Below are 22,633 nucleotides of genomic sequence, written 5' to 3' on the forward strand. Positions count from 1 at the left end.
GCGTTCTGTGGCCGCACGTCGTGCGCAGCCCTCACCAACGGCGAGCCGCGCTCTCGCTCGATGCCTGCGCCCGGGAACTCGTGTTCATCGGCGGCCCGCTACTCGTCCTGGCCCCGCACACCCTGACCGGCACCACCGTCGTGCTCATCGCCACAGCGGCGATCGTGCTCGCCGGGTGCGCGCTGTTCCTCACCGCACCGCCGGCCGCCCCGCACGTGGAAGCCGTCCTGCACCCGCACGCACTGGCTCGGCCCGATCCGTACCCCTGGTCTGCGCGCCCTGGCGGCAGCCCTGTTCGGGGCGGGCATCACCCTGGGAGCACTCAACGTCGTCGCCCTCGCCGCCGCCGAACGTCACCACGCCGAGTACCTCTCGACGATGACGCCCGCGGCGCTCGCCGTCGGCAGCCTGATCGGCGGCCTCCTCTACGGACGCCGCACCTGGCCCGGCACGCCGACGCGTCAACTCCGCACGCTCGGTTGTGGCTTTGCGGTCGGCTCCCTGCCGACGCTTGCCGACCCCGCCCCTGCCCTGGCCATCACGGTCGCCGTACTGCCCGGCCTCTTCCTCGCGCCGCTGCCGGTGACGGCCTTCCACACGCTGGACTTCCTCGGCCCCCGCCTGCTCTCGCTGAGGCGTCGGCCTGGCTCATCGCCTCTCTGGGCCTGGGACAGGCCGGTGGGATCGCACTCGCGGGGCTCGTGCCAGCGGCCACTGCTCCCGCGGCAGCCGCAGGTGTTGCCGCCGGCGGGGCCGCAGCCGGGTCCGTCGTGCTGCCGCCACTTCACCCCTGCTGCCGACCGCCCTCCGGTGGCGGCTACTCAGCCGAGCCGCCGACCAGACCATGAGAGAAGTAAGTCAGCCTCCCCGCACAAGGGTTGGGGCAGACTACGGCGAGCATGGATCCCGGGTGCACCCGAACGTGCGCTAAATCCAGTCGACTTGACAGGATCGTTACGTGTAGGGATATCGTACGATCTCCCATCAAGTGGGCTAGATGGTCAACATCTTTGGTTGACCTGGCCATACTGTTCAGTTCCGCAACGGGGGGTAAGGCCAGTACATGCGGTGGAAAGCTCGCCGCGTCGGCAAGGGGTATGCGGTCAGCCGCCGTGCCGGACGCAGAGTGGCCGGGAACATCGTTGAGGAAACCAAGCGCCGGGCGCAGCCGTTTGACAACATCTTCCCCCCGCGCAGTGTCCGCGGATCACGACCAGTCCACCGCATTGCCACCCGGGCGTTCACGGGCGCCGTCATCGCGATGGCCTTCGTGTCCACCGTTGCGTTCGAGGTTGTCGCTGAAGTTCCGTACTTCATGGAACCGCACGCCGACGTCTTGGGTCTGCATATAGGCATGGGCCTGTTCTGTCTCTGCACCGCTGCCGTCGCGGTCTGCGCGGCGCAGCGGCGCGGCGCGGTCAAGCAGACACCCCGGCGGGCGGTGAAGCCCGGCAGGGTGGTGATGGCCGTGGCGATGGTGCAGCACGTCGTCTACGACGTGCTGCACATGGTCACCACACGTCGTCACGCTGGGCAGCGAGGCGGGGGTTCACTGCACACGCGGAAAGTCTGACGACTACTGGCTCAGCCTGCCCAACGCATGCCTGAGCGCGGGGCGGCTGGCGACCCGAAAGCAAGCGGGGCAGGGGCGAGGGGGGACGGGGCGATGAGGTGGGCTGCTCGACGGAAGACCGCCCGGAGCGGGGAGAGTGGCGGGTTGCGTGCAGAACCAGGCGGTAGAACGCCGACGCACCTCGCGAGAGCGGTCATGCGGTGGCGCGGGGATCCTTCGCGACGCGCCCTCTTGAAGGAATGCGAGAAGCTGCTTGCCGATCTGCCTGTGCCCACTCCCTTCAGTGTCGAGGCGCTGGTCCGGAACATGGAGCATGCACTGAAGCGTCAGATTCGGCTGGTGCCTTTTGACGACCCGGATGGAGGGCTGGGCACAGCCTGCGGCCTTCGAGTCAGGACGCCGGAGTTCACGGTCGTGCTCTACCGGCGCCGATCCAGCCGGAACCAGACCGAGCACATCATCCTTCATGAGCTGGCGCACGAGTGGCTGGACCACGGGAGCACCCTGACCGATGAAGAGGTCGAGCGATACGTCCCTGGGCACATCCGGGAGGAAGTCCTTCGTCGATTCCCCTCGGCTCTGGTCCAAGGCCGCGTGAACTACGACAGCCCGGAGGAGCAGCAGGCCGAGTTGTCGGCGTCCCTGATCAAGCGGTTGGCCCGCCGTCAGCCGTTGGCCGGCGACGACATGGTCAGCCTCTTGGAGTCCTCGCTCTCCCACCCGGTTGCTCCGCCGCGGCGTAGCTCCAAGAACGAATAACGGACGGCATGCTCGACTTCTTCAGGTACCTGACCGCGGCAGTGATGACCCTCATAGCCGTCTGGCGATTCCCCGCCGTCCGGTACGGTGACGCCCACCGCCGAGCCCTCTGGGGCGGCTACGCCGGATTCTCCGTGGCCTTGTGGCTCTACACACCAGCAGCGCTGCACGCCGTGGACCGCATCCCCGTGATCGACCTGAACGCTCTCCTCAGACACTTCGCCAGCACCGCCGCCATCATCGCGTCCTTGACGTACGTTGCGACCAGCTACGGCAAGAGCTCCGAGGCCGTGGTGCCCCGACACGTCACGGTGTCGCGCTGGATCGCCCGTGCCTCCTACCCGGTGGGCGCAATCGGCGTGACCCTGCTCACCATTCTCTTTTTCACCGTTGTGGACCGCCACCGGCAAAGTGACGACTTTCTCGGCGATCATGCAGGGGAATTGGGCGCCGCTGTGTATATGAGCGTCTTCTACTTCTTCCCGCTCGTCACAACCGCCGTCTGCGGCTACCAGTGGTCGCGGGGGGCGCGAGAAGCCGAGACGACCAGTATGCGAATCGGTCTCAGGCTCATGGGAATCTCGATGTGGATGGGGCTCCTCCATACGACGGCCCGAATCGTCATCGTGTGGACGGCGGTATTTTTCCCGCTGAGCCATTCCACAGTGGAGATACTCATTGATCTCACGGCGATGTGGATGAACCTGCTCTTCCTGATCGTGGCTGTAGGCGCGAGCATCCCCACCACCAGCGTCGTTGCTGCTCGCTGGAAGACATGGAAGACCCTCTACCGGCTTCACCCGCTCTGGTTCGACCTGGTGAAGGCTTTCCCCGGAACGAGTCTCTACCCGCCCGGGTCGCGCCTGGCCGAGCTGATCCACATGCGGGTCCCCAGCGATGTCCGCCTGGACCGATGGACCCAGGACGTCGCCGATGCCTGCGAGAAGCTCCGGTACTACGCCCCGGAGACGCTCCTGTGGGCAGCTGAGGAGACAGCCGCGTCGCACCCCGACCCCGAGCCGGGCGCCGAGGCGTACTGGATTGCCGCGGCGCTCCGTGCCGCTGCCTCCACAAAGGCCAGCCAGTACGCGACAGGCCCGCTCCAGGAGAAACCTTTCGTCGACACGAACAGTGAGGCAGCTTGGCTCGTGCGAGTGAGCAAGGCTTACGCGGTCATCACCCCGGGCGACGCTCAAGAGCTTCTGCAGCAGTCTGCGGAGCTGAGTCTTGAACCGGACGCGTAAAACGGTGCAGCCCGAAAATGCTATTCGAGTTGCAGGTGCTGCTCCTTGCGGCTGAAGAAGTCGACTCAATTGGGAGGTCGCGTGAAATAGGAAATAGACCCCAGGTGCTATTGCCGCCCTTCGGATTCGGGCGGGGCCCGCCAGTCCCGCAAAGAGGTGGCTGGTACCGTGGGCCAGACAGTGGGTGGCATCGTTTTCCGCCCTGTAAATACCGCCGACCCTGGAAAGCGAAGCGCAGGCGCTGTCGCCGCCACGCGTATGCCGGGGCCGGAACGCTGTCCAGTACGGGCGGCGCCCAGATTCTCAGCACTGGAGTTCCTGCATGTCTCAGCACACCGGCCTCGTCCTCGACTTCGGAGGCGTGCTCACCACACCGCTCCTGCCCGTGGTGCTCGCCTTCGAGCAGCGTGAAGGGCTTCCCCAGGGTGCATGCATCTCGGCCCTGTACCAGGACGAAGAGGGCGTCCGGATCACCAGCGACCTCGAGCGTGGAGCGGTCAGCCAGACCGAGTGGAACGAGATTGCCGGCAAGAAGCTGGGCGTCTCTCCCGACAACTTGATGGGCAGGATCTTCGGAGGCCTGCGTCCGGAGCCGCTGCTGATCAACGCGGCCGCCGCGGCGCGGCGAGCGGGGATCAAGGTGGGCATCCTGTCCAATTCGGTGGGCCTCGCGCCCTGGGACCTCTACGACGGCTACGACCTCGACAAGCTGTACGACGTCGTGGTGATCTCCGAGCACCACCAGCTGCGCAAGCCCGACCCCGAGCTCTTCGAGATCACGCTCAAGCTCATGGAGATGCCTGCCGAGCAGTGCGTCTTCGTGGACGACACCGAGGCGTACGTCCAGGCGGCGGAGCAGCTCGGTTTCGCGGGGGTGCACAACAAGGACCCCAAGCAGACGGTGGCCGACCTGTCGAACCTGCTGGGCGTGGACCTCACCGCCGCGCCGTAGCCGGCCCCCCGGGCAGGCGCCTGGTCCAGCCGTCCCCGGCCGTTGGCCACCTCACTGCGAGGTGGCCAACCGGCACGCCGCATGGGGCGTGCCCCAAGCTGCAGCTCAGCCGCGAAGGGCGTCAGGCTGAGGGCGGGAAGCGGCCGGCTCTGCCATGGCCAGGGGCGGACGGCTCGGCGGCGCTGTCAAGGCGTGGCGCCGGCGTCACTGCTCGCTCTGCTCGCCCGGCAGCTTGTTCTTCAGCTCTCCGACGACTTCGTTGATCTTGGCCATCATGCCGGCCGACAGCCCCGCCTGGTTGCCGCGGGCGGCGAGGCCGAGGATCTGGCCTTGGTGAATCGACCCGAGGAAGCGGATGGCTTCGAGGAATTCACCGGCCGCAGGGCTCAACTCGGCGTCGTCCTGGAAGAGGGCGATGTCGACCTGGAGAGCATGAGCCAGGCCGGCACGTACTGCGTCCGAGGCAGTCGTTGGGGCGCCCGAACGAAGCGCGGCGATATCATCGGCAGTCATGTGCGTCGTGCCGCTGTGCTCGTTGACGGCCTGCGCGATCTGCTCGTTGGACGGAGACGTTTGGCCTACGTACCCGTGCTCCAGAAGATAGTTGATCTTCTCGCCGACCGTGCGAGGTGCAGACGGACGAGCTTCCCTCAGCGGCCGCACCCTGCGGAGCCCGAACGAGACATCCTGCGCGGTCAGTAGCTCTTCCGTCGTCACCCCGTAGGCGCGCGAGAGAGGTCCCACGTAGGCATCCTGGAGTCGACGCCTGCCGGACTCCGCGTTGCTCAGCGGCACGCGACTGGCGTTGATGGCCTCGGAGGCCTGCGCCACGCTGAGGCCGGCGTCGCAGCGGAGCAACTGCAGGTCCACGGCGCCGTCGTAGGGGAAGAGGACGTCAAGGTCCTGACCAAGTGCCGACGCGATCCCTGGGAGTTTCTCCCCCTTGGGGAACTCCTCGCCGCTTTCCCATCGCGCCACAGTCGGGCCGCGGACACCTACTTTCGCGCCCAACTCCTTCTGGCTGAGCTCCTTACCCCGTCTGACAGCCCGCACTCGGCTGCCGTCGAATTGACGTGGCACATGAACTCCTGCGACTTGGCGGTCTGGACCTCGGGTGGCGACGAGAGAACCCTAACGGCAACTGGCTTGATCGATCCATGCATCTACCGTACGTTTCTGTATCGCACCTGATGGTAGGGCTCTGCTCGCGCGTCGATCCTATGCCCTGGTTAGTCCATCGCTGAACTACTCGCCCTGTTCATGACCGGGTCCACCGGACCCGGTCATGCAACGGTCCAGGAACCTGGAAGGATCCCACCGATGATCCAGTCCCACCCAGAGGTGTTCAACTCTGGCGAGTTCAAAGGTTTCAACGAAGCCCGGCGAATCATGTGGTGCTATGAGGCTCGTGCCCGCGTGTGCGAGCGGTTCGAGGAGACGAGCTTCATCGGCGATACCAACGTTGCAGCGGTCCACGTCGACAACACCACCAGGGCGGACCGCGTGTTCCTCGTGGCATTCGACGAGGCCGGCCAGCAGGTCGGCGTTGACACGCTCTACATCGACGGACCGAATCAACACCTCGACATCGCTTCCGAGTTCGACCACGACTTCACCGGGATGGACGTCGTGCCGGACTCGCAGCTTGACCAGGCCATCTCTCGCGAGAACGGCTGGGTCGTCAACCTGAAGGTACTGCGCGAGTACGAGCCCTTGGTCGATCGCCGGGCCACGCAGCGTGCGGTGTTCTTGATGCATCTGCAGGACATGATGAAGACCGGCGATGTCCGCGGATTCCTGTTTGGCCGAGGTGAGTCCGATGAGACTGATGCGGCGTGAGGGGCCACGATCTTGTACATCGGACGACCCCGCTGACCAGGCTGTCGGCGGGGTCGCCTGATCTCTGACGCTGTTGCGGCGCCGCGTTCTCGCAACGAGGGGGGATCAGCACAGCTGATCCGGGTGTCGAACCCGGGCCGACTGCAGGCGTGCCGTGGACCGGCTCGCGCCGGTCCCGGGTGACGCCTGGCGGTGAGCCCCACGAGGTCAGGCAGTTCGTCTTCGACGCAGTCGCCTTCTAGGAGCGGAACCCGTGAGCGAACCGCTGAGCAGAACGGCATCCTGTCCATGGACGACGAGATCGAGAAGCTGCGCCGGCTGCGCACGCGACTGATGGACCTGCAGGCCGCCGGTCAGCAGACTTCTCCGCCTGAGGAGACGACGCCCTGACGGCCTCGTGGCGTCAGGGCGTCGATTCAGGCTCGGTACGTGACGGTGTTGCCCTGTCGCGTCGTCACACCGGCGGGATGAGCAGCGAGGCCCCCGCGTAGATGAGATCCTGAATCTGGACCTTGCTTATCTCGACCAGAATGCCGATCGGAACCCCCGTCATCCCCGAGATCGCGGCGAGCGTATCGCCCGGCTCGATGGTGTACGGCTTCGTCTTCGGCGCGGGCTCGGCCGGTGCGCCCGATCCGTTGGGCTCGTCCTCGTCCTCGTCCTCGTCGCCGCGACCGGGCGTCGGAGCCGGACTCGCCCCGCTCTCGTCCTGCTTCGCCGTGCCGCCCTCGCTCGGCTGCTGGGCGCTGCCGCCTCCGGCGTCCTTCTCGTTCGGGTTCCCCGGTACCTCGGCCGGGGCGTGATTGCCCTGCAGTGCCCGGGTGAAGCCGCCGTCGGAAGTCGCGAGCTGCGTCAGGCCCCAGCCGGCGAAGAGCGCCGCTCCGCCCGCCATGACGCTGGCCGCGATGAGCGGCCCTTTGCCGAAGCCCATCGGGCCGGCGTGACTCCCGGCAGTCGCCCTCGTCTGTGCCTTCGGCTTCGACGCCGTCCCCACTGGCCCCTGAATCGTAGCCGCCATCCCTGCCTCAACTCCTCTATGAATAGCATGCAGAGTCATCCGTGTTCGACATTGACATTCTACTCATAGTCGAATCCAAGTCGATACGATAGGGGATTGAATGGCGGTCGGAATCCTGTCCGATGGGTCGCCAATGGATCCCCGAACCATCGACCGCCAGGCCGAACGAAGGAAGCGCACCACCATGGCCAACGACGATCATTCACGCCGAGGTCCAGTTCGCCGATCCGAACAACCCACCCTCGAGGGGCAGTTCGTTTCCGCGCGCCGCTACGGCTCCCCGAAGCGGCCCGAAACCGGACCCAACTACTCCATCGACTCGAAGGGCACCACCCTGCCGGTCATCGCGATCCCTTCTTTGAAGGGCGACGGCACCTACGACCAGGACGAGTCCGGCCGGGAGCTCGTGCATGGCCTCGACGTCACGCTCGTCCTTCAATGACCGCGGTCTGGCCCTCAAGCAGGTGATCGTTCACGAGTAGCCGCGCTACTACAATGCCGGCGGCATCGATCAGGCTGAGCTGGCTGCGCGTGGCATCGTGCTCAACGGCACGCCGCGCTCCGTTCAGGCCACCCCTGCCAGTGCTGCCCCTCCCGCCGCTGTCCCGGTGGCGACCGAGGTGGAGGACGGCCTGTCCTTTCCGGCCCCGCAGCCTGCGTCCGCACCTGTGGCCGTGGCCGCTCAGGCCCTGGTTCAGACTGCCCCGGCGACCGTGGGTGTCCGCGCCGGCCTTCGCGTCCATCGAGGACCTCTACGCGCAGCCGGCCGTGAAGGCCAGCGAGAGCTCCGGCGCTTCAGCGTCCGCTGTCGACACCACCGAGGACATGCCCGGCATCCCGTACTCGCAGGCCATCATCGAGCAGACCCTGTCCGGTGCACGTCATCAGCTCCGGGATCCCGGCGACTTCAACCACGACATGTCCCGCTGGGAGTTCTCGGTTCTCGCCTCGCTCTACGGTCGGATGCGGACGCAACTGCGGGCCTGCAGCGCCCTCGGCGTCGAGTACTCGACAGGCGACACCTCGTGGGTGCTCTACAAGGCTGGGCTCGACGTCATTCCTGCGCGCCCCAAACACAGCGAGCGGCGAAACGGCCGGCCTTCCTCCTCGACCGGGCGGCTGCGCTCGTGGCTGACCGCGAGGCCCGCTCCTCGTCGACCAACTGACGCTCCATGCCTGTTCCTGCTGCTTCTGCTTCTGCTCCTGGTTCATCTGCTGCCTCCGTCAGCGGGTGAGGCAGGTGACGGGTACTGCGCAGGAGCCGAGTACAGGTGGGGGACAGCGCTGATCGCGCGGAGCGCGATCGGGTGGCGATGTGCAGCAGGACTCCATTGAGGCTGGTGCGACGCCCGCTCCCATGGGCGAACCCGGTATTGGCAAGTCCAGCTTCGTCGAGGCCCTGGCCTACTTCATGGGCACGCAGGCCTTCACGCTGCCGTGCAACCAGCTCGCCGACCGCCCTGGACGACCGTGACCGAGTGGTGGCCCTGTGGCGCTCGCTCGGCATTGTCTGCATGCAGGTCGACGAGGGGAACTTCTGAAGTCGTGACTGTCCATCAATCAGGGGCCCGTGCTCCAGCCCCGCACCGTGCGGGACTGGAGCACGGGCTCCTCCTTCTCTTGCCTGGCCCGCCTCTCGGAGATGGAGTGAACCATCATTCGACACCCGTATCGACTCGGCGATGACCCTCGTATGTGAGTCGACAAGAAGTTGATCTCGACTGACTATACTGAAGGCATGACTCGCAACGACAACGCTCACGACAACAGCACTTCCGGTGCCGAGCTCCCGAAGTTCTCTGTCAATGTCGTCCCGACAGGCCAGCTCGGGCACGAGGAACTCGCCACGATTCTGAACCTCTATCGCCGCGGCCAGATCACGCCGCTGATCTTCGGAGACGGCAACAAGCCCGAGGCTGCGATCATCCCCTTTGCCGCGTTCGTGCGCCTCATGAAGTACGACCACGCGGCCCATGTCCACGCTGAGGCTGATTTCCAGGCCGAGCTCTCCCATCGCATCCAGGAGTCCGACGCCTCCGGCGAGGCGGGCATGACCATCGAAGAGCTGGCCGAGAGCCTCGGCCCGCTCGGTCAGCAGTGGGCGGATGACCATCGTGCTGCCCAGCAGAAGAAGACCCATGAGTGAGCGTGGGCCTGCCATCCGCTTCCTGCCGACCGCCGGTCTCAAGCAGGACCTCCAGACTCTCCACGACGCTGCGATGATGCGACCTCTTGGACCGGAGGGCCGGCTCCTGCGCGTGGCTCTCAACCAGCTGAGCCGGATCCAGCAAGGCGCGCCGGGCACGCACCCGCTGGGGTACTTGCCCAGTTATCCCGACCTCTCCGATTGCGAGACCACATACGTCGGCGCGGATCCGAATGCAAAGCCCTCGCACCGGATCGTCTGGCGGGAGCACGCGCCCCAGCGCCCGGGCGAGCCCGTCACCCGCGAGGTCATCGCCCTGGGTGAACGCGCGAACGGGCAGGCCTACTACATGGCCGGTCAGCGTCTGGGCCGCCCTGTGGGCTTCACTCTCGCCGAGCTGGCCGCGCAGCGCGAGCCGATTGCGAGTCCCTCGCGACCCGGACGGCGCTTGATCGGCAGTTTCGACACGCCATCCATGAACGAGCCTGACCTCCAGTTCGAGTGACCTGTACCTGGCCGTGGCCGGCGTGCTCATCGTCCCGGTCAGCGCGCTCGTGCTGATCTTCGTCATCGCCGACGGCTGAGCCTCGCGGCCGAACTTGTCTCATCCATAAAGAAAATCCCCGTGATGCCTGCAGGCATCACGGGGATTTTCCTTTCTGTCGGCTCCTCGCTGTCTACGACGCGGGCCGCAGCTCACGACCTTCAATGACGTTTTCGAACTTGTCGGCATCCCCGATCGCCCCGTAGGTATCGCGTGAGGCGTCGTCCCCATTGCCCCCCAGTCGGCGGTTGAAGCTGCTCGATGCGGAGAACTTGAGAACCACGTAGTCATCGACGTTGCTCTTGCCGAAGCGCACCTTGTGACCCTTATGGTCCTGCCGGTAGAAGCGGCCGAAGCTCGTGAGTACGACCGCCTCTCCGCAGCTGACCGCGCCAGTGAGTTCACCAAGCAACGACTCGTACACCTTGTTCACCACCCGGACGGGCAACTTGCTGCGAGTCGCGACCCGCGAGATGAATTCGCGCTTACTGACACGCGGCGTCTTCGTCGTTTCCATGTCTACACCCTGCCCTATCGTCGTTCATTACACGGTTCCACTGAGAAACCAGTCTATCGGAGATAGGTATGAGTGGAGAAGAGGAGTTGGGCGTATCAAGTGCAGTCGCCATGCTTTCTTTGCTCATTTGACTAGATTTCCAGATCTGGCTCGATCCCCTCCCGGTCGTCCTCGGGCTCATAGCCGACCGACTCGATGATGGTCCGCGTGTTCGGATCGCGGCGCCGGTTCACGACCTTGTCGTGAGACTCCCCGAACCGCTGCTGCGCCGCCACGCGGTCGGCCGCATCGAGCTTCGCGCCGATGCTGCGCTCTCCGAACTCCATCATCGAACTCAGTGCCGACATCGCGCCCTGCTTGATGGCGTTGACGTTCGGCCTGTTCTGCGCCCGCTGTTGCTCCCATCGGCTCCGATCCTCCGGTGTGACGTAGCCGAACATCCGCGCGAAGCGCGATCCGAACCTGACCTGCTGTCGCTCGTTCTGTTCCTGGTTCATGCCCCCTCCTCCTGCTCCTTGTTCGTGTTCCCGGATCGCGCTCAGGTGGGCTGGTAGTCCTCGGAGTCGGCCCCAGCGTTCGGGCCGTTGTCCTGCGCGCCGGCCTCCTGCTCGGCCGACGGACCCGTAGGGCGCGACCGCGCCTTGAGCCGCTGCTCCTCGAAGAAGGCCCCGGGGTCGTCGACCGCCGTCTGCAGTGCTTGCTGCCAGTTCTCTCCGAGGCTCCGCTTCAGCTGAGGCTCAAGATCCGGGTACTTCTCGTTCACTGCCTCTATCGCGTCGACGTAGGCGTTGGAGTAGACCCGCTGCTGCTCCTCGGGTGGCAGACCGTCGATGTCCATGCTCGCGATCATCACCTCGGACTGGTCCAGGCGCTGCTGGAGCATGCCGGGCAACCCGCTGGTGTCCAGACCCTGCTTCTGCGCCGCGAAGCCGACCAGGTAGCCCAGCATGTTGCCCCCGTAGGCCTCTTGGTCACCGCGGCCCAGCGCATTGAGAAGCGAGGTCTTCATCGTCTCGGCGAGCTGAACCTGGTGGGCGTCCGCGTCCATAGGCCGGCGCAGTGTGAACATCCCGTCCTCGGGCAGACGCTGGCCCAGCTGGTCGTCGAACTCCCCGCTCCAAACCGTGTGGACCCGGTCGGAGCCCGCGATCTGCTGCTCGTGTGCAGGGGCCTTGACGATCCGTCCGTGGGCCACGCCGTTGAACATCGTGCGCAGCTCGGGCTCGTACTCCATCCGCTCGCCGATGATCTTTCGGGCGCGCTGGACGACCTCCCGGCGCTCCAGGCCGTCTTCGCTCATCTGCTCGTGCAGCCGCTTGCGCAGCGCCCGGTAGCTATCGCGGATCAGGCCAACGTCCGCGCCCGGCTCACGCATCTTCCAGAAGGCGCTCTCCATGAGCGCGACCTCGGTCATGGCTGCCGAGTCCGGAGTGAACATCTCCCGGTGGCCGCGCTCACGATGCTGCATGGCGTCGAAGCGCTTGCGCCACTTCTTCGTCAGGTGGTCACGCGGATCCGTGCTGCCGATCAGGCGCTCGCGCCGGGCGTCGCTCGGCAGGTCCTTGAAGATCCTCTGCCGGTGCGTGATGCCGCTCTCGGCAAAGGCCACCATGCCACGGCCCCTCGTGTCGATGCGCTCCTGGATCTTGTCCTTGAGGGGTTGGAGGTAGCTGTCCATCTCCTTCTTGAAATCCGGGGCGAGCATCCGCATCGTCATCACCATGCCGACCGCCTGGATGATCGAATTGGCATTCACTCCGCGCGAGAGCGGCTTGAGACACGACTGCATCATCATCTGCATGTAGACGTGGTGCATGACGCCGAGATCCTGGGTCCGCTCCTCGTCGTCGAAGCCGGGCACCAACAGCTTCGAGTCCCGCAGCGAGGCCATGTACTTCTCGCCGGCCAGCCGCGTCTCCGCCCTGAGTTTGAGTAGCTGCTCGCGCTGATCCAGGCCCTCGCTTTCGTCCTCGGCTCGGTCGACGTCGATCCCGTGCACGCGCTCACGGTCGGCCATCCGCTTCCGGGTCTTCTCACCGAAGAACTCGCGGGCACGGTCCCGGAGCCGCTCACGCCAGGCGCGCGCACCGTCTGCGTCCTGCGGCCCCGGATCGTCGATCACCTCGGCGTCGATCGGCTCGTCCGAGCGCGAGGCCCAGTTGGCATAGGTGTTGCCTCGCGGCTCACCGGTCCGAAGCCGATCGACGCCAACCGGAAGCACCTTGATCGCGCGCCGGCGGCCCGCGGGTCCTGTTCCCAGTTCCTTGTGCCGTGCCATCTCAGTACCCCATCCCGTAGTCGCCGCCGTTGGCCTCCGGCTGATCGATCTCGATGCTCGGCGTGTAGACCCGGCGCGCCGGGCCCACGCCAACGGCATGCGCGGAGCGGCGATTCGAGCCGCGGGTGCGGGACGCCTGTGCGTCTCGCGAGATCACGTCGCGCTTGACCACCGAGTCATCGACAGCGATTACGGCGTTGTCCAGGCTGTGCGTCTTGGTGGAGCCCAGCTGATCGAGCTGCCAGGACGCCTGCACCCGAGCCTTCAGAGTCCCCGAGGACGCGAACTGCTCGTTCTTCTCGCCGTCGTAGACGCTCTCGCGGTTCTTGGCCGCCTCGACCAGATCGGTGAACGCGCCGCCGTAGGCCATCCGGTCCATCACGGTGCCCCGCAGCGACACGTCTTCTTCCAAGTTGCGGATGAGCCCGGTCGCCGGGTCCTTCAGCGCACTGGCCACGCGGGCCACATACTCCGGGTTGACCGTGACTCCGAAGCCCTCCTTGGACTCGTAGAACTCGACGAACTGCTTCTTCCACTCCTCCTCCGTAGCCTGGACGGGCTCACCGTCGACGAATGGCGTGCGCCACTGGCCCGGGCCGACCTGTTCGATTCTGCGGCCCCTCCAGAGATCGCGGCCGGGGCCCTGGAGCATCGCGTACTTGTGCCGGGCCTCGGCGGCGTCGTGCTTGGCCTGCAGGATCGACTGGGTCACCGGGTAGGTGACCTCCAGGACGGCCTTGAGGTCCTTGCCGCGCAGCGCGCGCACGGCGCGCTGGCTGAACGAGCCGCCCAGGCCGGTGCCATGTGACTTGATCGCCGTGGCGAACATCGAGGCTTCCTGGTCGGTCTGCGTGATGCCGGGCACGCCCTGCGCATCACCCAGGTTCCGGGCGTAGTCGGTGAGCTTCTGCTCGTTCCCCTTGGCGCCGGTCTCGACACAGACCTCGCGCACGCTCTGCAGGTGCGCCTCGCAATCCGAGAACGTCAGTGCCGTACCGAACTCGCCACGCTGCGCCTGGCGGTACAGCCCGCTCAGCTCCTGCGTCACGACCTGTTGGGCGAGCTTGATGTCCTCCGGCGAATCCGAACCCGTGAGTGCCTGCAGCCGGAGCCGGTTCGCCTGGCTCCGCGAACCCTCCAACTCAGCGGCCAATCCAGCGTCCTTGGACAGTGCGACCTGGGTGTCCAGCGACACCTGCATGGCCAGCGGGTGTGAACCATCGCCCTTGACCACTCCGGTGTCCAACAGGTTGGCCGGCACCGAGAGCTTCGCCAGGGCCTCAGCCTTGGCTGCCTCGCTGTGCAGCTTCACCACGGCGACGGCGTCACCGTCGAAGTCGCCGTCGAAGCAAGCGTCCATCACCGGGTTGATCGCGGCGCCGGTGAGTCGGTCGTCGATCGCGACCCGCAGGTAGCGCACGCCGGCGTCACGGAGCACCGGGTCACGCCACACCAGCGCGTGGTCGCCCTCGGCAAGCCCCAGCTGCTCGGCCTTGACCGAGCTGAGCGCAACCTGGTCGACGTTCAGCCGTGGGTCCGCGGTCCACACCATCGTCGCCGAGTCGGTGAGCCGTGAGGCCATCAGCCCGGTCTTGAAGATGTTGCTCTTGCCTGTCAGCACTCGGTTCTGGACGTCGGTCGTGATCGCTTCGAAGGCGCGCTGAGCGTGCGAGACCGATTCGCTCATGGCGCGACGCACCTCGGCGCGCTTCTCGGCGGACAGACCCTGGCCGTCAAGCTGCTCGGCCATGTAGCGGTAGCGGCAAGCCTCCACGAAGACGTCCTGGTAGGCGCGGGTGTAGTCGTGCGTGACGGAGGACCCGTCCTCGAACTCCTGACCACTGCGCAGATGCGAGGACATCACCGGCAGCTTCCACGAGCTCGCGCTCACCGTCTCGGTCTGCTCACCAGTCGGATACGTGAGCGGGAACGGGATCTCCATGTCGCCGCCGCGGTCGCCGATGAGGTCGCCGAAGGACTTGCGCATCGCCATGGTATTCAGTCCCGGGAGCTGGCCCGCCTTGCGCGGCTGCGTGCGCAGCAAGTCGGGCATCGGGATGAACCGACGCTCGGGACGCTCGTCGAGGGCCTCAGCCTGGCCGATCACGCGCAGCGTGCCGTCAGCGTCCATGTCCATGCCGGATACCAGCAGGTACTCGCGCAGGCTCGACTCGGCCCCGCTGTTGTGGCCGTAGAACTCGCGCATGATCGCCGGGCAGTCCTGAGACTGCAGCGCCCAGGCCAGCTGAGAGGAGGCCTTACGGCCCTTGCCAGCACGCACCTGCTCGTCGTCGTAGATCTTCGTCTTCTCGTCGACGGCCATATGGGTGACCACGAAGCGCATCTCGCCCAGGGCACTCGGCCGCAGTTCTCCGTTGGGCGAGCGCAGATCGGAGACGTTCCCGCTCATCAGCTCGCGCGCCGAGCCCGCGTTGCGCCGGGAGATGAGACTGAACGGACTCATCACCACGTCCAGACCCGGGTTGGCCCGGAACCAGTCGACCTCTTCGACGACGGCCTGCTGCCGCGCGTCGTGCAGAGGCATGTCCCGGTCGACGATCAGCGAGATCACGCCCTTGTTGCCGTGCAGATCCGAGATCTTGTCGCCCACGACGAGAGCGCGCTCCTGACCGCCGGCCCCGCGGATGCGGTGGCGCCCGGCGAACTCCTTCGACACCACGATCGGGTCATCAGCCGTCCAGCCGCCGAAGGTCATCAGCGCCGTCTTCGCCGGCGCGGTGACCTCAGAGGACTGCATGATCGTCGAGGCCGTCATCTGCTGACGGTCGAACGGGTCGTACCGCAGCGTCTCGAGCTCGGGGAGAGCCATGAGCGGCGCACGCTGTCCGGCCACGCTCTCGTCGCCCGGCACGATCCGACCATCGGTGTCGACCTGGGCCTGAGTGGTCAGGTACCGCACGATGCCCTGGTTGGTCGCGCCTCCGGTCATCACCGGGTCGAAGTAGCCGCTGGGCGCAGCCACGTTGTTCCGGTCCTTGCCGGTGAGCACCGTCATGTTCCGCCCGCCGGTGAGCCGCCAGGCGTCGAAGCGGTTGTCATCAGCCGGGTCGGTTCGGTCGCGCTGGGACCTGTACTCGGCGTAGACCGTCGAGCCGGCCTTGATCTCGTTGGAGTAGCGCACACGGCGCGCCTCGGTCTGCAGGATCGCTGCCGCCCACTCCTCCAGGTGCGCCTTGATCTCGCCGGTGGACTCGTCCCGCTGGTACGTGGTGGCCCGCTCGATGAAGTCGATCGGGTGCTTGGTGCCATACAGCTGTGAGTAGACCGTGTTGAGCGAGGAGGGCTCGCCGGTCTCGCTCCGCCCGGTGATGAGGTCACCGGCGATCTGGTACTGGATGCGCTCGTGCATGAGCTGCTCGTAGCCGCGCAGGCGCGTGCGCTCCTCGACCGAGGTCGGAGCCTCGCCCGGAGTCTGGGCCGTGATCGTGGCCTCGTAGCCGGGCACGATGAGGGCGTTCTGCCCGCTGGCGAAGTCGGTGGTGATCTCGCCGTACTCGCCGACATCGAAGACCTGGCCGATCTCACCCGAGATCGGAGTTCCCTTGCCGTCACGGCGAAGCTTCGCGCCACTCCAGCGAATGACGCCGTGCTCGTCGACCAGGATCTCGGAGACCTTCGCCGCGTTGCGCTCAATGCTCTCACGCACAGTGACCCCGATACGCCGTATGAACGCAGATTCGTGGTCGGCGATCGGCACGGAACGCTCGGCGTCGAAGCGGACGAGCCGGTCCTTGAACCGGGTCGTCTGGAAGGTCGAGCCCATGATCTCGTCAGGGGAGATCTCGCAACGACGAAGCGCTGAGGCGAGGTTGTCGAGGTTCGACCACTGCCCGGTGGGGCTGGTCATGTATCGCGCCACCCGCTCCGGGTTGAAGCGCTGATCGACCCACTCGCCGTCGACGTCATGGGGTTGCGCCTCCCAGGTCCCGATGAGTTCGAAGGGAACGTCCTCAGCGTGCTGTCGGACCTTCTCGACGGCGGTGCCGCCGTAGACAAGGTTGCCCATCTCGGGCGCCTCCTCGGCCTGCAGCTCGCCGATCCCCTCCAGCCTTTCCTGGTACATCTCCTCAGTCGCACCCGGGCGCAGCAGTTCGCTGCGCGCGCCTGTGAGTACGTCCCAGTACGAGCGCTGGATGGCAGCGACCTCAGAGTCAGCCGAGTACTCCGGCGGTTCGATCGCATCCAGCTGTCCGCCGGTTCGCTCCAGCTCCGTCTCGGCACGAGCAATGAGATCCTCGACGCCAAGGGCTGCCCGCAGGTTCTCCCGAGCGCTCTCGACGGCGGTCTTCGCATAGGCCTCGGCCGGCTCGGTGTCGAGGAAGAAGGCCGGCAGTGAGCGGTTCTTCGCGTCCCGGCGCAGCATCACCTTCGAGCCGGGCCGAGGGCCGGACTCACCGGGGGCCACGTAGTCGCCGACCACGAACATCGACTCACGGTCAACGTGGTAGCTGTCGGGCACATCCACCATGCGGTCACGGCCGCGCTCCTGGTGTGTCGCGCCGGTCTCGCCGGCGGCGTGCCCCGGCAGATCCGTACGCTCGACGCGATGTCCCTGGGCGAAGCGCAGTAGTTGGACAGCCTCCGTCGGCGAGGGGGAGTAGACCGCCATGCCGCCGGGAACCCGGTAGTTCGTCGAGTAGCGCAGCACGGTGCCGTTGTCGTATACCCGAGCTCCGGCGTACTGCTCCTGACGCGTGTCGGTGAGGCGGATCTCCATGCCGGTCCCAGCGATCTTCGCCTTGATCTGACCTGGCTCGCGGTCGCGCATCACCTCGTAGGACACGCCCTGGGCCTTCAGCTCTTCGAGCAGAGCGGCCGAGCGCGCCACGGCGCGCGGGGACATGAAGCGGTTGCGGTCGACGCGGTTCGTCTGCGGGTCCCGGCCGCCGTCGATGACCCACTCGCGCACCTGGTCGTACTCCTGCTGGCTCATCTTGTCCATCAGCGCGGTGAGTCCAGCGGCGTCGTCGTTCGTCATCGCGCGGCCTGCCTCGAACGGCCTGCCGTCGTCGCCGATGCGCCAGAGCACCATGTTTCCGCGCCGCGGATCGGCCAGGGTCTCCACCTCGCCGCCGGCCACGCGTCCGATCGTCTCGTCCGGCAGGTACACCAGCGCGGTCCCGGCGCGCTTCACGGTCGCGCGTTCGGACCAGTCGGGGTCGTAGGGGCTGATCGGCAGCCCGGCCGACTTCGGGTCGACCTGGGCACCGACACCGGTGACGCGGGTGAACTCCCGCTGCGACTGCTGATAGCGCTCGTTCTGCGGGGAATGATCACCGAACTGCGGCTCGTAGCCGGACACCTTCTCCGCGAACGCCTGGTCGATGGCAGAGAGGCAGTCCGCGATGCCCAGCCGCGGGTCGGCCAGTGCGGTGCCCCGCTGGCCGAGGATCTCGTCGACTCGGGCGCGGATCGCCTTGGCCTGGGAGATCGGAACGACCTGTCCGGTCTGCGCCCGGGCCTGCCCGACTGCCTTGTAGTAGACGTACTCGTAGAAGTACCTGCGTAGTCCGCGTGCCTTCTTCATGGTCAATCAGCCTCCTGTGGACGCTTCGGGTTGCATAGAGCCTACATCGCCTATCGAAAGAGAGTTGGAGGCTATTCAAAAGGTCAGTGCCGAGGCTGTCTCTCTTAGGTGAGAGATGGCCTCGGCACTGGTTGTGATCCTTGTCCGACCCCAAGCGGCCGTCAGCTACTTCGAGTTCATCTCGATGGCCATTGCCCTGTCGAACCGGCCGTCGGCCAGCACCTCCCAGCTCGGCAGCGAGGCCAGGTACTGGTAGAAGGCCGAGTAGACCCTCACCGTCGCCAGCGACTTCAGGTCCTCCTCGGTGACGTCCTCCTCCGCGAACACCCGCGAGTCCTTGTCGTTCACGTGGCCGTTGATCCGGCGGGCGGCATTGGCGTATGCGTCCGAGCGGATCTGGCTGATGTAGGTCTGAGACCCATCGGCGCTGCGCAGTTCGCCGTCGCCGCCGACCGAGAAGTGCTCGCGATCCTGTTCCAACTCGGTCTGCGCGGCCTTGTAAGCCTCACCGATCTCGATGTCCAGGCTCTTGACCTTTGCCGAGCCGTCGGGATTGACCAGCATCTCCTTGCTGATCGTCCCCTCCGCGTAGAGCAGACGCCGCCGCTCGACGCTGAGCGCCTGACTCTCGGCGACTGCGACCCCGACCTCGACGTTCTCAATGAACTGGTCCTCGTCGAACATGCTCATCCCCTCGTACTCGTCGGGGTCGACGACCACCGGAGCGTTGGGGTCCTGGCACTTGTCGACCGTGGTCATCGTCGTGATGACCTCCATGACCTCGTCGGCGTAGACGTCCGGGTCCAGGCGCTCGATGTCGACCTCCTGGTAGCCGTAGATCTCCTTGTACTGCGCCTTCGCGTCCGCGGCCTTGACCGCCTGCCGCATGCGCTTCTCCAGCATCTTCACGAAGTCCGGCTGATTCATCCGCACGTCGAAGTCCATGGCACTGGACAGCGTGGGGATCGTCTGCAGCGAGTACGTGTGCCCCGGGTGCTTGATCGTGTTCCCCAGTAGCCGGAACGACATCGGCAGGATCGTCTGGTTGCGGTTCCAGATCGGCGCATCGCCGGCCCGGAAGACGATCGAGTTGCGCGGCGAGAGGAAGGCCATGTCGTTGTAGCTGATCAGCGGCTCTTCCTTGGTGCTCATCGTGTAGGAGACCCGGCCCTCGGTCTTGCCGCCGATGACCTTGTCGAGATCCTGGCTGATCTGCTTGCTGTCCCTGTACGACCGGTGAGTCTTGCCGCTCATCTTCTCCAGCGTCTCGATCATCGAGTCGTCCGTGGACTTCAAGAAGACGATGTTCGAGGTGTTGCCCTGCACGATCTTGTCGACGCTCTCGCCGTAGACGTCGCGCAGTTGCTGCAGGGTCTGCAGGATGAGCGTGAACTGCTGCTCCTGGCCCAGGCCGATGGAGAGCATCGTCGCGAAGCCGTCGATGCCCTTGCCCTCCGACTGCAGGTTGCCGAGCTCGTCGAGCATGAACCGCGTGCGGTAGAGCGGCTTCTGGTTTGACTTCGTCATGTACGCCTGGTCGGCGCTCACGTCGAACAGCTGCTTGACCAAGATCAGGATCAGTTTCGCGTACTTCATCAGGTGAGGCGGAGTCACTAGGAACAGCGCCTTCGGGGACTCCGAGTAGCGAGACAGCTTCTGCGTGACCGCCCGTGCCTGATACGAGACCTTCTCCGGGTTGCCGCCACCGGAGAAGTCGAGTCGCGTGTCCGGGTAGAGCGTGTCCCCGGCCTGGAAGGACAGGATCTTCCCGTCCCGAGTGCCACCCTCACGCACCGGCTTCAGCTCACGCATCACGCCGTTCTTCACGATCTTCTTGCCCGTCACCGGCTCGACCACGTAGTGCCGGCCGTTGAGCGAGACCTGGTGGGTCTTCGTGAAGCTGAAGTAGAAGGTGCGCACCAGCATCTTCGTCTGTGGGTTGACCAGCTCCAGCTTGAGCCAGGCTTCGTCGTCAGGGAACTTGCCCTTGAAGTTGTACCGGGCCCAACCTTCGCGGCCGACGATCTCCTCGTGCTCGAAGTCCTCGCCGAGGCTCTTGGTGAACATGGGGTCCGCGTAGGCCGACCACACGGCCTGCTGACCGACGAGGTGGTCGCGCTTGACGTAGTTCGGCGCGAAGCGCACGCCGAGGCGACGCGGGAAGCTCAGGCCGGCCAGGTCGGTGTTCTGCGACGGCTTGCCCGAGGTCAGCGTCGAGATCGTGGGGTCGGTGAAGAACGACATGGCGGTGATCGCGATGCCGTACACCGAGGCGAGCATCTTCTCCGCCCCGGCCATCGAGCGCAGCGCGTTGTGGGCGTTGCCCACCATCGTGCGCATGTTGTTGCGGGGCAGCTCTTCGCTCGCGTTGAAGTACAGGCTGAGCATGTCCTGATCGGCCTTGCCTTCCCACATGAAGGCCTGGGCCGCAGCCCTCTCCTGCTCCTCGGCCAGGGCGTCCCCGTTGTTCTCGAACTCGCCGGCCTTGACCCGCTTCTCCAGTTCGGCCTCAGGGTTCTTGATCTTCTTCGAGCTCATCTGCACGAAGAGCTGGTAGCAGTTGTAGAGCGTGACCTTGCCCCAGATGTCATCGAGCTTCTGCTCGAGCAGCGCCGGGTCCATGTTGAGCACGGCTGCGGCGCTGCGCAGCTCCCGTTCCTCCTCCAGGTAGAAGTCGATGAGTCCGTAGGCCGCTCGCTTGAAGGCGTTGTTGGCGGCGTTTGGCCAGACCGGGTCCTCGCCGCCGTCGAGCGGAAAGAAGATCCCGGCGATGTTCTCCACGTACAGTGCGCACTTGGTGAAGTTGCCTTCACGCGCTGCGTCGGCCGCCAGCCCCAGGGGGTTGTAGATGTCGGTCTTCATGGAGTTGATCAGGTTGAACTGCACCGGTTCGAACCCGCGTGTGACCAGGGGTACGTAGTTCTTCACCAACAGCTCGCCCTTGGGGTCGTTGATGACCATGTTCGAGGGCTTCTTCTCTCGCGACCACATGTCGATGACCGGCTCGATGTACGTCTGGCCCTTACCGGCTCGGGTAATGGCCAGAACCATCGTGTTCACCGGCGCGGTATCGACTACGTACGCCCCGGCGGGGCGCTGGACCTCGTACGCCGGGAACGTCCAGTCCTCCTTGATCAGGGCGGCGACGGTCTTGTACATGTCCGATCCGAAGCCGAGTTTGTCCCGGTTCTTGCCGTCAGGGTTGTACGGGATGCGAGTTGTGTCGTACTTCTGCCGCAGGGTCTTGTCATCGGGGAGGCCGGAAGCCTCGAACAGCTCGTCGCCGAAGCCTTCGTCGATGATCGGCAGGGTCTGCGTCAGCGGACTGCCTTCGTCGTCGTCCATGACCTCGCCGGCGTAATAGGCGAGGTTCCCCTCCTCATCGATGACGTCCTTCTTGGCGCGCTGGGCGACCTCGACGGTGCCCAGACCCTTCTGCCTGAGCATCATGTGACTGAGCATCGAGCTGACCTGCACGCTCGAGTGAGCGCCGGCGTCGGGGAACCAGTCGTAGTTCTGCTGGATCTCTTCCGGCAGAGCGATGTGCTGGTCGTTCTGGTACTGGTTGATGTCGCTCGTGGTGTTCATCAGGTTCGCCGCGGCGACCCTCCGCGAGAACCACGTGCCGATGGCGAGGGCGACCATCAGACCCGAGCCGAGCGTGATGAAGAGCTTGAACCCCGAGACGTCGGCCAGCTGCTCTCCGACCGTCGTCGCGATCTTCTCGGGCTCAGCCGGCCTGTCGGCGCTGAGCTCGTCGTCCTTCGCCGCGGTGTACCAGATGGGGACCGGAACAGCGTCAGCGCTGGGGTAGCACTTCGCCTTCACGTCCGGGTTGCCGTCCTTGGTCAGGGGCCGGTAACACTTCACGACCGAGCCGCCCGCACCCGTCGTGGTGTCCTGAACGTAATACGCACTCGGTTTGCCTCTGCCGCTGCCGGACACACCCGAGCCCACGGACACGCCCACCGAGAGCACCGCCGCGGCGATGAGCGAGTAGAGGACCCAGGCAACGACCGTCACCAGCACTCCGGTGATCACCGCGACGACGATGCCCGGTCTGGTCGACCTCAGGGTCAGGAACTTGCTGCGGTCCAGTTGCTGGTTGTCGTAGACGTCTCGGTTCGTCAGCGTCTCGCCGGGCGTCCGCGCCGAGATCTTCTCCCAGCTGTTCGCCTTCGGCCGTGCCGCCTTCCGCCTGTTCGTGGCCATCGT

At 65.8% G+C, this 22,633-nt stretch carries 17 protein-coding genes and 1 pseudogene; 10 read left to right on the top strand and 8 right to left on the bottom strand.

Features of this window, described 5'->3' with window-relative positions:
- Positions 1-1,126 precede the first annotated feature (1,126 nt).
- The 4 genes from AB4039_RS22465 to AB4039_RS22480 all read left to right on the top strand — a co-directional run bounded on the left by AB4039_RS22465 (position 1,127) and on the right by AB4039_RS22480 (position 4,528).
- Positions 1,127-1,573, top strand: a complete 447-nt coding sequence (locus AB4039_RS22465; RefSeq protein ID WP_266843025.1) for a hypothetical protein — start codon at positions 1,127-1,129, stop codon at positions 1,571-1,573.
- A 231-nt stretch (positions 1,574-1,804) separates the two neighbouring features.
- Positions 1,805-2,332, top strand: a complete 528-nt coding sequence (locus AB4039_RS22470; RefSeq protein WP_266843027.1) for a hypothetical protein — start codon at positions 1,805-1,807, stop codon at positions 2,330-2,332.
- Positions 2,333-2,340: 8 nt separating this feature from the next.
- A complete protein-coding gene (locus AB4039_RS22475) occupies positions 2,341-3,576 on the top strand; it encodes an MAB_1171c family putative transporter (RefSeq protein ID WP_266843029.1) in 1,236 nt (411 codons plus the stop codon).
- A gap of 322 nt (positions 3,577-3,898) precedes the next feature.
- Positions 3,899-4,528 carry an HAD-IA family hydrolase gene (locus AB4039_RS22480; RefSeq protein ID WP_266843031.1) on the top strand — a complete coding sequence of 210 codons (630 nt, stop codon included), beginning with the start codon at positions 3,899-3,901 and terminating at the stop codon, positions 4,526-4,528.
- Positions 4,529-4,732: 204 nt separating this feature from the next.
- Here AB4039_RS22480 and AB4039_RS22485 read toward each other — a convergent pair whose 3' ends face one another.
- Together AB4039_RS22485 and AB4039_RS22490 are read right to left on the bottom strand one after the other, a co-directional pair.
- The gene (locus tag AB4039_RS22485) at positions 4,733-5,398 is read right to left on the bottom strand and encodes a helix-turn-helix domain-containing protein (protein ID WP_442271674.1); all 666 of its coding nucleotides are present in this window, start codon (positions 5,396-5,398) and stop codon (positions 4,733-4,735) included.
- 30 nt (positions 5,399-5,428) lie between these two features.
- Positions 5,429-5,608, bottom strand: a pseudogene (locus tag AB4039_RS22490) (helix-turn-helix domain-containing protein); the annotation flags it as partial.
- 240 nt (positions 5,609-5,848) lie between these two features.
- Between AB4039_RS22490 and AB4039_RS22495 the strand changes: the two are divergent.
- Positions 5,849-6,367 carry a hypothetical protein gene (locus AB4039_RS22495; RefSeq protein WP_266843033.1) on the top strand — a complete coding sequence of 173 codons (519 nt, stop codon included), beginning with the start codon at positions 5,849-5,851 and terminating at the stop codon, positions 6,365-6,367.
- A 454-nt stretch (positions 6,368-6,821) separates the two neighbouring features.
- On the opposite strand, the gene AB4039_RS22500 is transcribed toward AB4039_RS22495, so the two are convergent.
- Complete coding sequence (locus AB4039_RS22500) at positions 6,822-7,298, bottom strand: LysM peptidoglycan-binding domain-containing protein (RefSeq protein WP_442271643.1); 477 nt, start codon at positions 7,296-7,298, stop codon at positions 6,822-6,824.
- Between the two features lie 271 nt (positions 7,299-7,569).
- On the opposite strand from AB4039_RS22500, the gene AB4039_RS22505 reads away from it, so the two are divergent.
- The 5 genes from AB4039_RS22505 (at position 7,570) to AB4039_RS22525 (ending at position 10,036) form a co-directional block, all read left to right on the top strand.
- Positions 7,570-7,827 (top strand): hypothetical protein, encoded by a 258-nt coding sequence (locus AB4039_RS22505; protein ID WP_442271644.1) that lies wholly within the window; start codon positions 7,570-7,572, stop codon positions 7,825-7,827.
- Positions 7,828-8,102: 275 nt separating this feature from the next.
- Positions 8,103-8,720 carry a hypothetical protein gene (locus AB4039_RS22510; protein WP_442271645.1) on the top strand — a complete coding sequence of 206 codons (618 nt, stop codon included), beginning with the start codon at positions 8,103-8,105 and terminating at the stop codon, positions 8,718-8,720.
- Between the two features lie 146 nt (positions 8,721-8,866).
- Complete coding sequence (locus AB4039_RS22515; protein ID WP_442271675.1) at positions 8,867-8,926, top strand: hypothetical protein; 60 nt, start codon at positions 8,867-8,869, stop codon at positions 8,924-8,926.
- A 197-nt stretch (positions 8,927-9,123) separates the two neighbouring features.
- On the top strand, positions 9,124-9,531 hold the full coding sequence (locus AB4039_RS22520; RefSeq protein ID WP_266843043.1) for a hypothetical protein: 408 nt from the start codon (positions 9,124-9,126) through the stop codon (positions 9,529-9,531).
- Positions 9,491-10,036: a hypothetical protein gene (locus AB4039_RS22525; protein WP_266843045.1), complete on the top strand. Its 546-nt coding sequence runs from the start codon at positions 9,491-9,493 to the stop codon at positions 10,034-10,036. The genes AB4039_RS22520 and AB4039_RS22525 overlap by 41 nt, the downstream gene beginning before the upstream one ends.
- A 172-nt stretch (positions 10,037-10,208) precedes the next feature.
- Here the strand turns inward: AB4039_RS22525 and AB4039_RS22530 are convergent, their stop codons facing one another.
- The 5 genes from AB4039_RS22530 to AB4039_RS22550 all read right to left on the bottom strand — a co-directional run bounded on the left by AB4039_RS22530 (position 10,209) and on the right by AB4039_RS22550 (position 22,630).
- The gene (locus AB4039_RS22530; RefSeq protein ID WP_266843047.1) at positions 10,209-10,592 is read right to left on the bottom strand and encodes an HU family DNA-binding protein; all 384 of its coding nucleotides are present in this window, start codon (positions 10,590-10,592) and stop codon (positions 10,209-10,211) included.
- A gap of 131 nt (positions 10,593-10,723) precedes the next feature.
- A complete protein-coding gene (locus AB4039_RS22535) occupies positions 10,724-11,089 on the bottom strand; it encodes a hypothetical protein (RefSeq protein ID WP_442271646.1) in 366 nt (121 codons plus the stop codon).
- Positions 11,090-11,130: 41 nt separating this feature from the next.
- Positions 11,131-12,870 (bottom strand): hypothetical protein, encoded by a 1,740-nt coding sequence (locus tag AB4039_RS22540; protein WP_266843051.1) that lies wholly within the window; start codon positions 12,868-12,870, stop codon positions 11,131-11,133.
- Between the two features lies 1 nt (position 12,871).
- Positions 12,872-18,418: a hypothetical protein gene (locus tag AB4039_RS22545; RefSeq protein WP_442271676.1), complete on the bottom strand. Its 5,547-nt coding sequence runs from the start codon at positions 18,416-18,418 to the stop codon at positions 12,872-12,874.
- Between the two features lie 165 nt (positions 18,419-18,583).
- Entirely contained in the window at positions 18,584-22,630 is a 4,047-nt protein-coding gene (locus tag AB4039_RS22550) for a type IV secretory system conjugative DNA transfer family protein (RefSeq protein WP_442271647.1), read from the bottom strand.
- Between the last annotated feature and the right edge of the window lie 3 nt (positions 22,631-22,633).

Source organism: Streptomyces sp. M-16 (assembly GCF_052114405.1).
Classification (GTDB): domain Bacteria; phylum Actinomycetota; class Actinomycetes; order Streptomycetales; family Streptomycetaceae; genus Streptomyces.

Coding starts and splice junctions, on each gene's coding strand:
- AB4039_RS22535 (WP_442271646.1), bottom strand. CDS start 11,089: ATGAACCAGGAACAGAACGAGCGACAGCAGGTCAGGTTCGGATCGCGC.
- AB4039_RS22505 (WP_442271644.1), top strand. CDS start 7,570: ATGGCCAACGACGATCATTCACGCCGAGGTCCAGTTCGCCGATCCGAA.
- AB4039_RS22530 (WP_266843047.1), bottom strand. CDS start 10,592: ATGGAAACGACGAAGACGCCGCGTGTCAGTAAGCGCGAATTCATCTCG.
- AB4039_RS22550 (WP_442271647.1), bottom strand. CDS start 22,630: ATGGCCACGAACAGGCGGAAGGCGGCACGGCCGAAGGCGAACAGCTGG.
- AB4039_RS22480 (WP_266843031.1), top strand. CDS start 3,899: ATGTCTCAGCACACCGGCCTCGTCCTCGACTTCGGAGGCGTGCTCACC.
- AB4039_RS22495 (WP_266843033.1), top strand. CDS start 5,849: ATGATCCAGTCCCACCCAGAGGTGTTCAACTCTGGCGAGTTCAAAGGT.
- AB4039_RS22540 (WP_266843051.1), bottom strand. CDS start 12,870: ATGGCACGGCACAAGGAACTGGGAACAGGACCCGCGGGCCGCCGGCGC.
- AB4039_RS22475 (WP_266843029.1), top strand. CDS start 2,341: ATGCTCGACTTCTTCAGGTACCTGACCGCGGCAGTGATGACCCTCATA.
- AB4039_RS22520 (WP_266843043.1), top strand. CDS start 9,124: ATGACTCGCAACGACAACGCTCACGACAACAGCACTTCCGGTGCCGAG.
- AB4039_RS22525 (WP_266843045.1), top strand. CDS start 9,491: ATGACCATCGTGCTGCCCAGCAGAAGAAGACCCATGAGTGAGCGTGGG.
- AB4039_RS22545 (WP_442271676.1), bottom strand. CDS start 18,418: ATGAAGAAGGCACGCGGACTACGCAGGTACTTCTACGAGTACGTCTAC.
- AB4039_RS22500 (WP_442271643.1), bottom strand. CDS start 7,298: ATGGGCTTCGGCAAAGGGCCGCTCATCGCGGCCAGCGTCATGGCGGGC.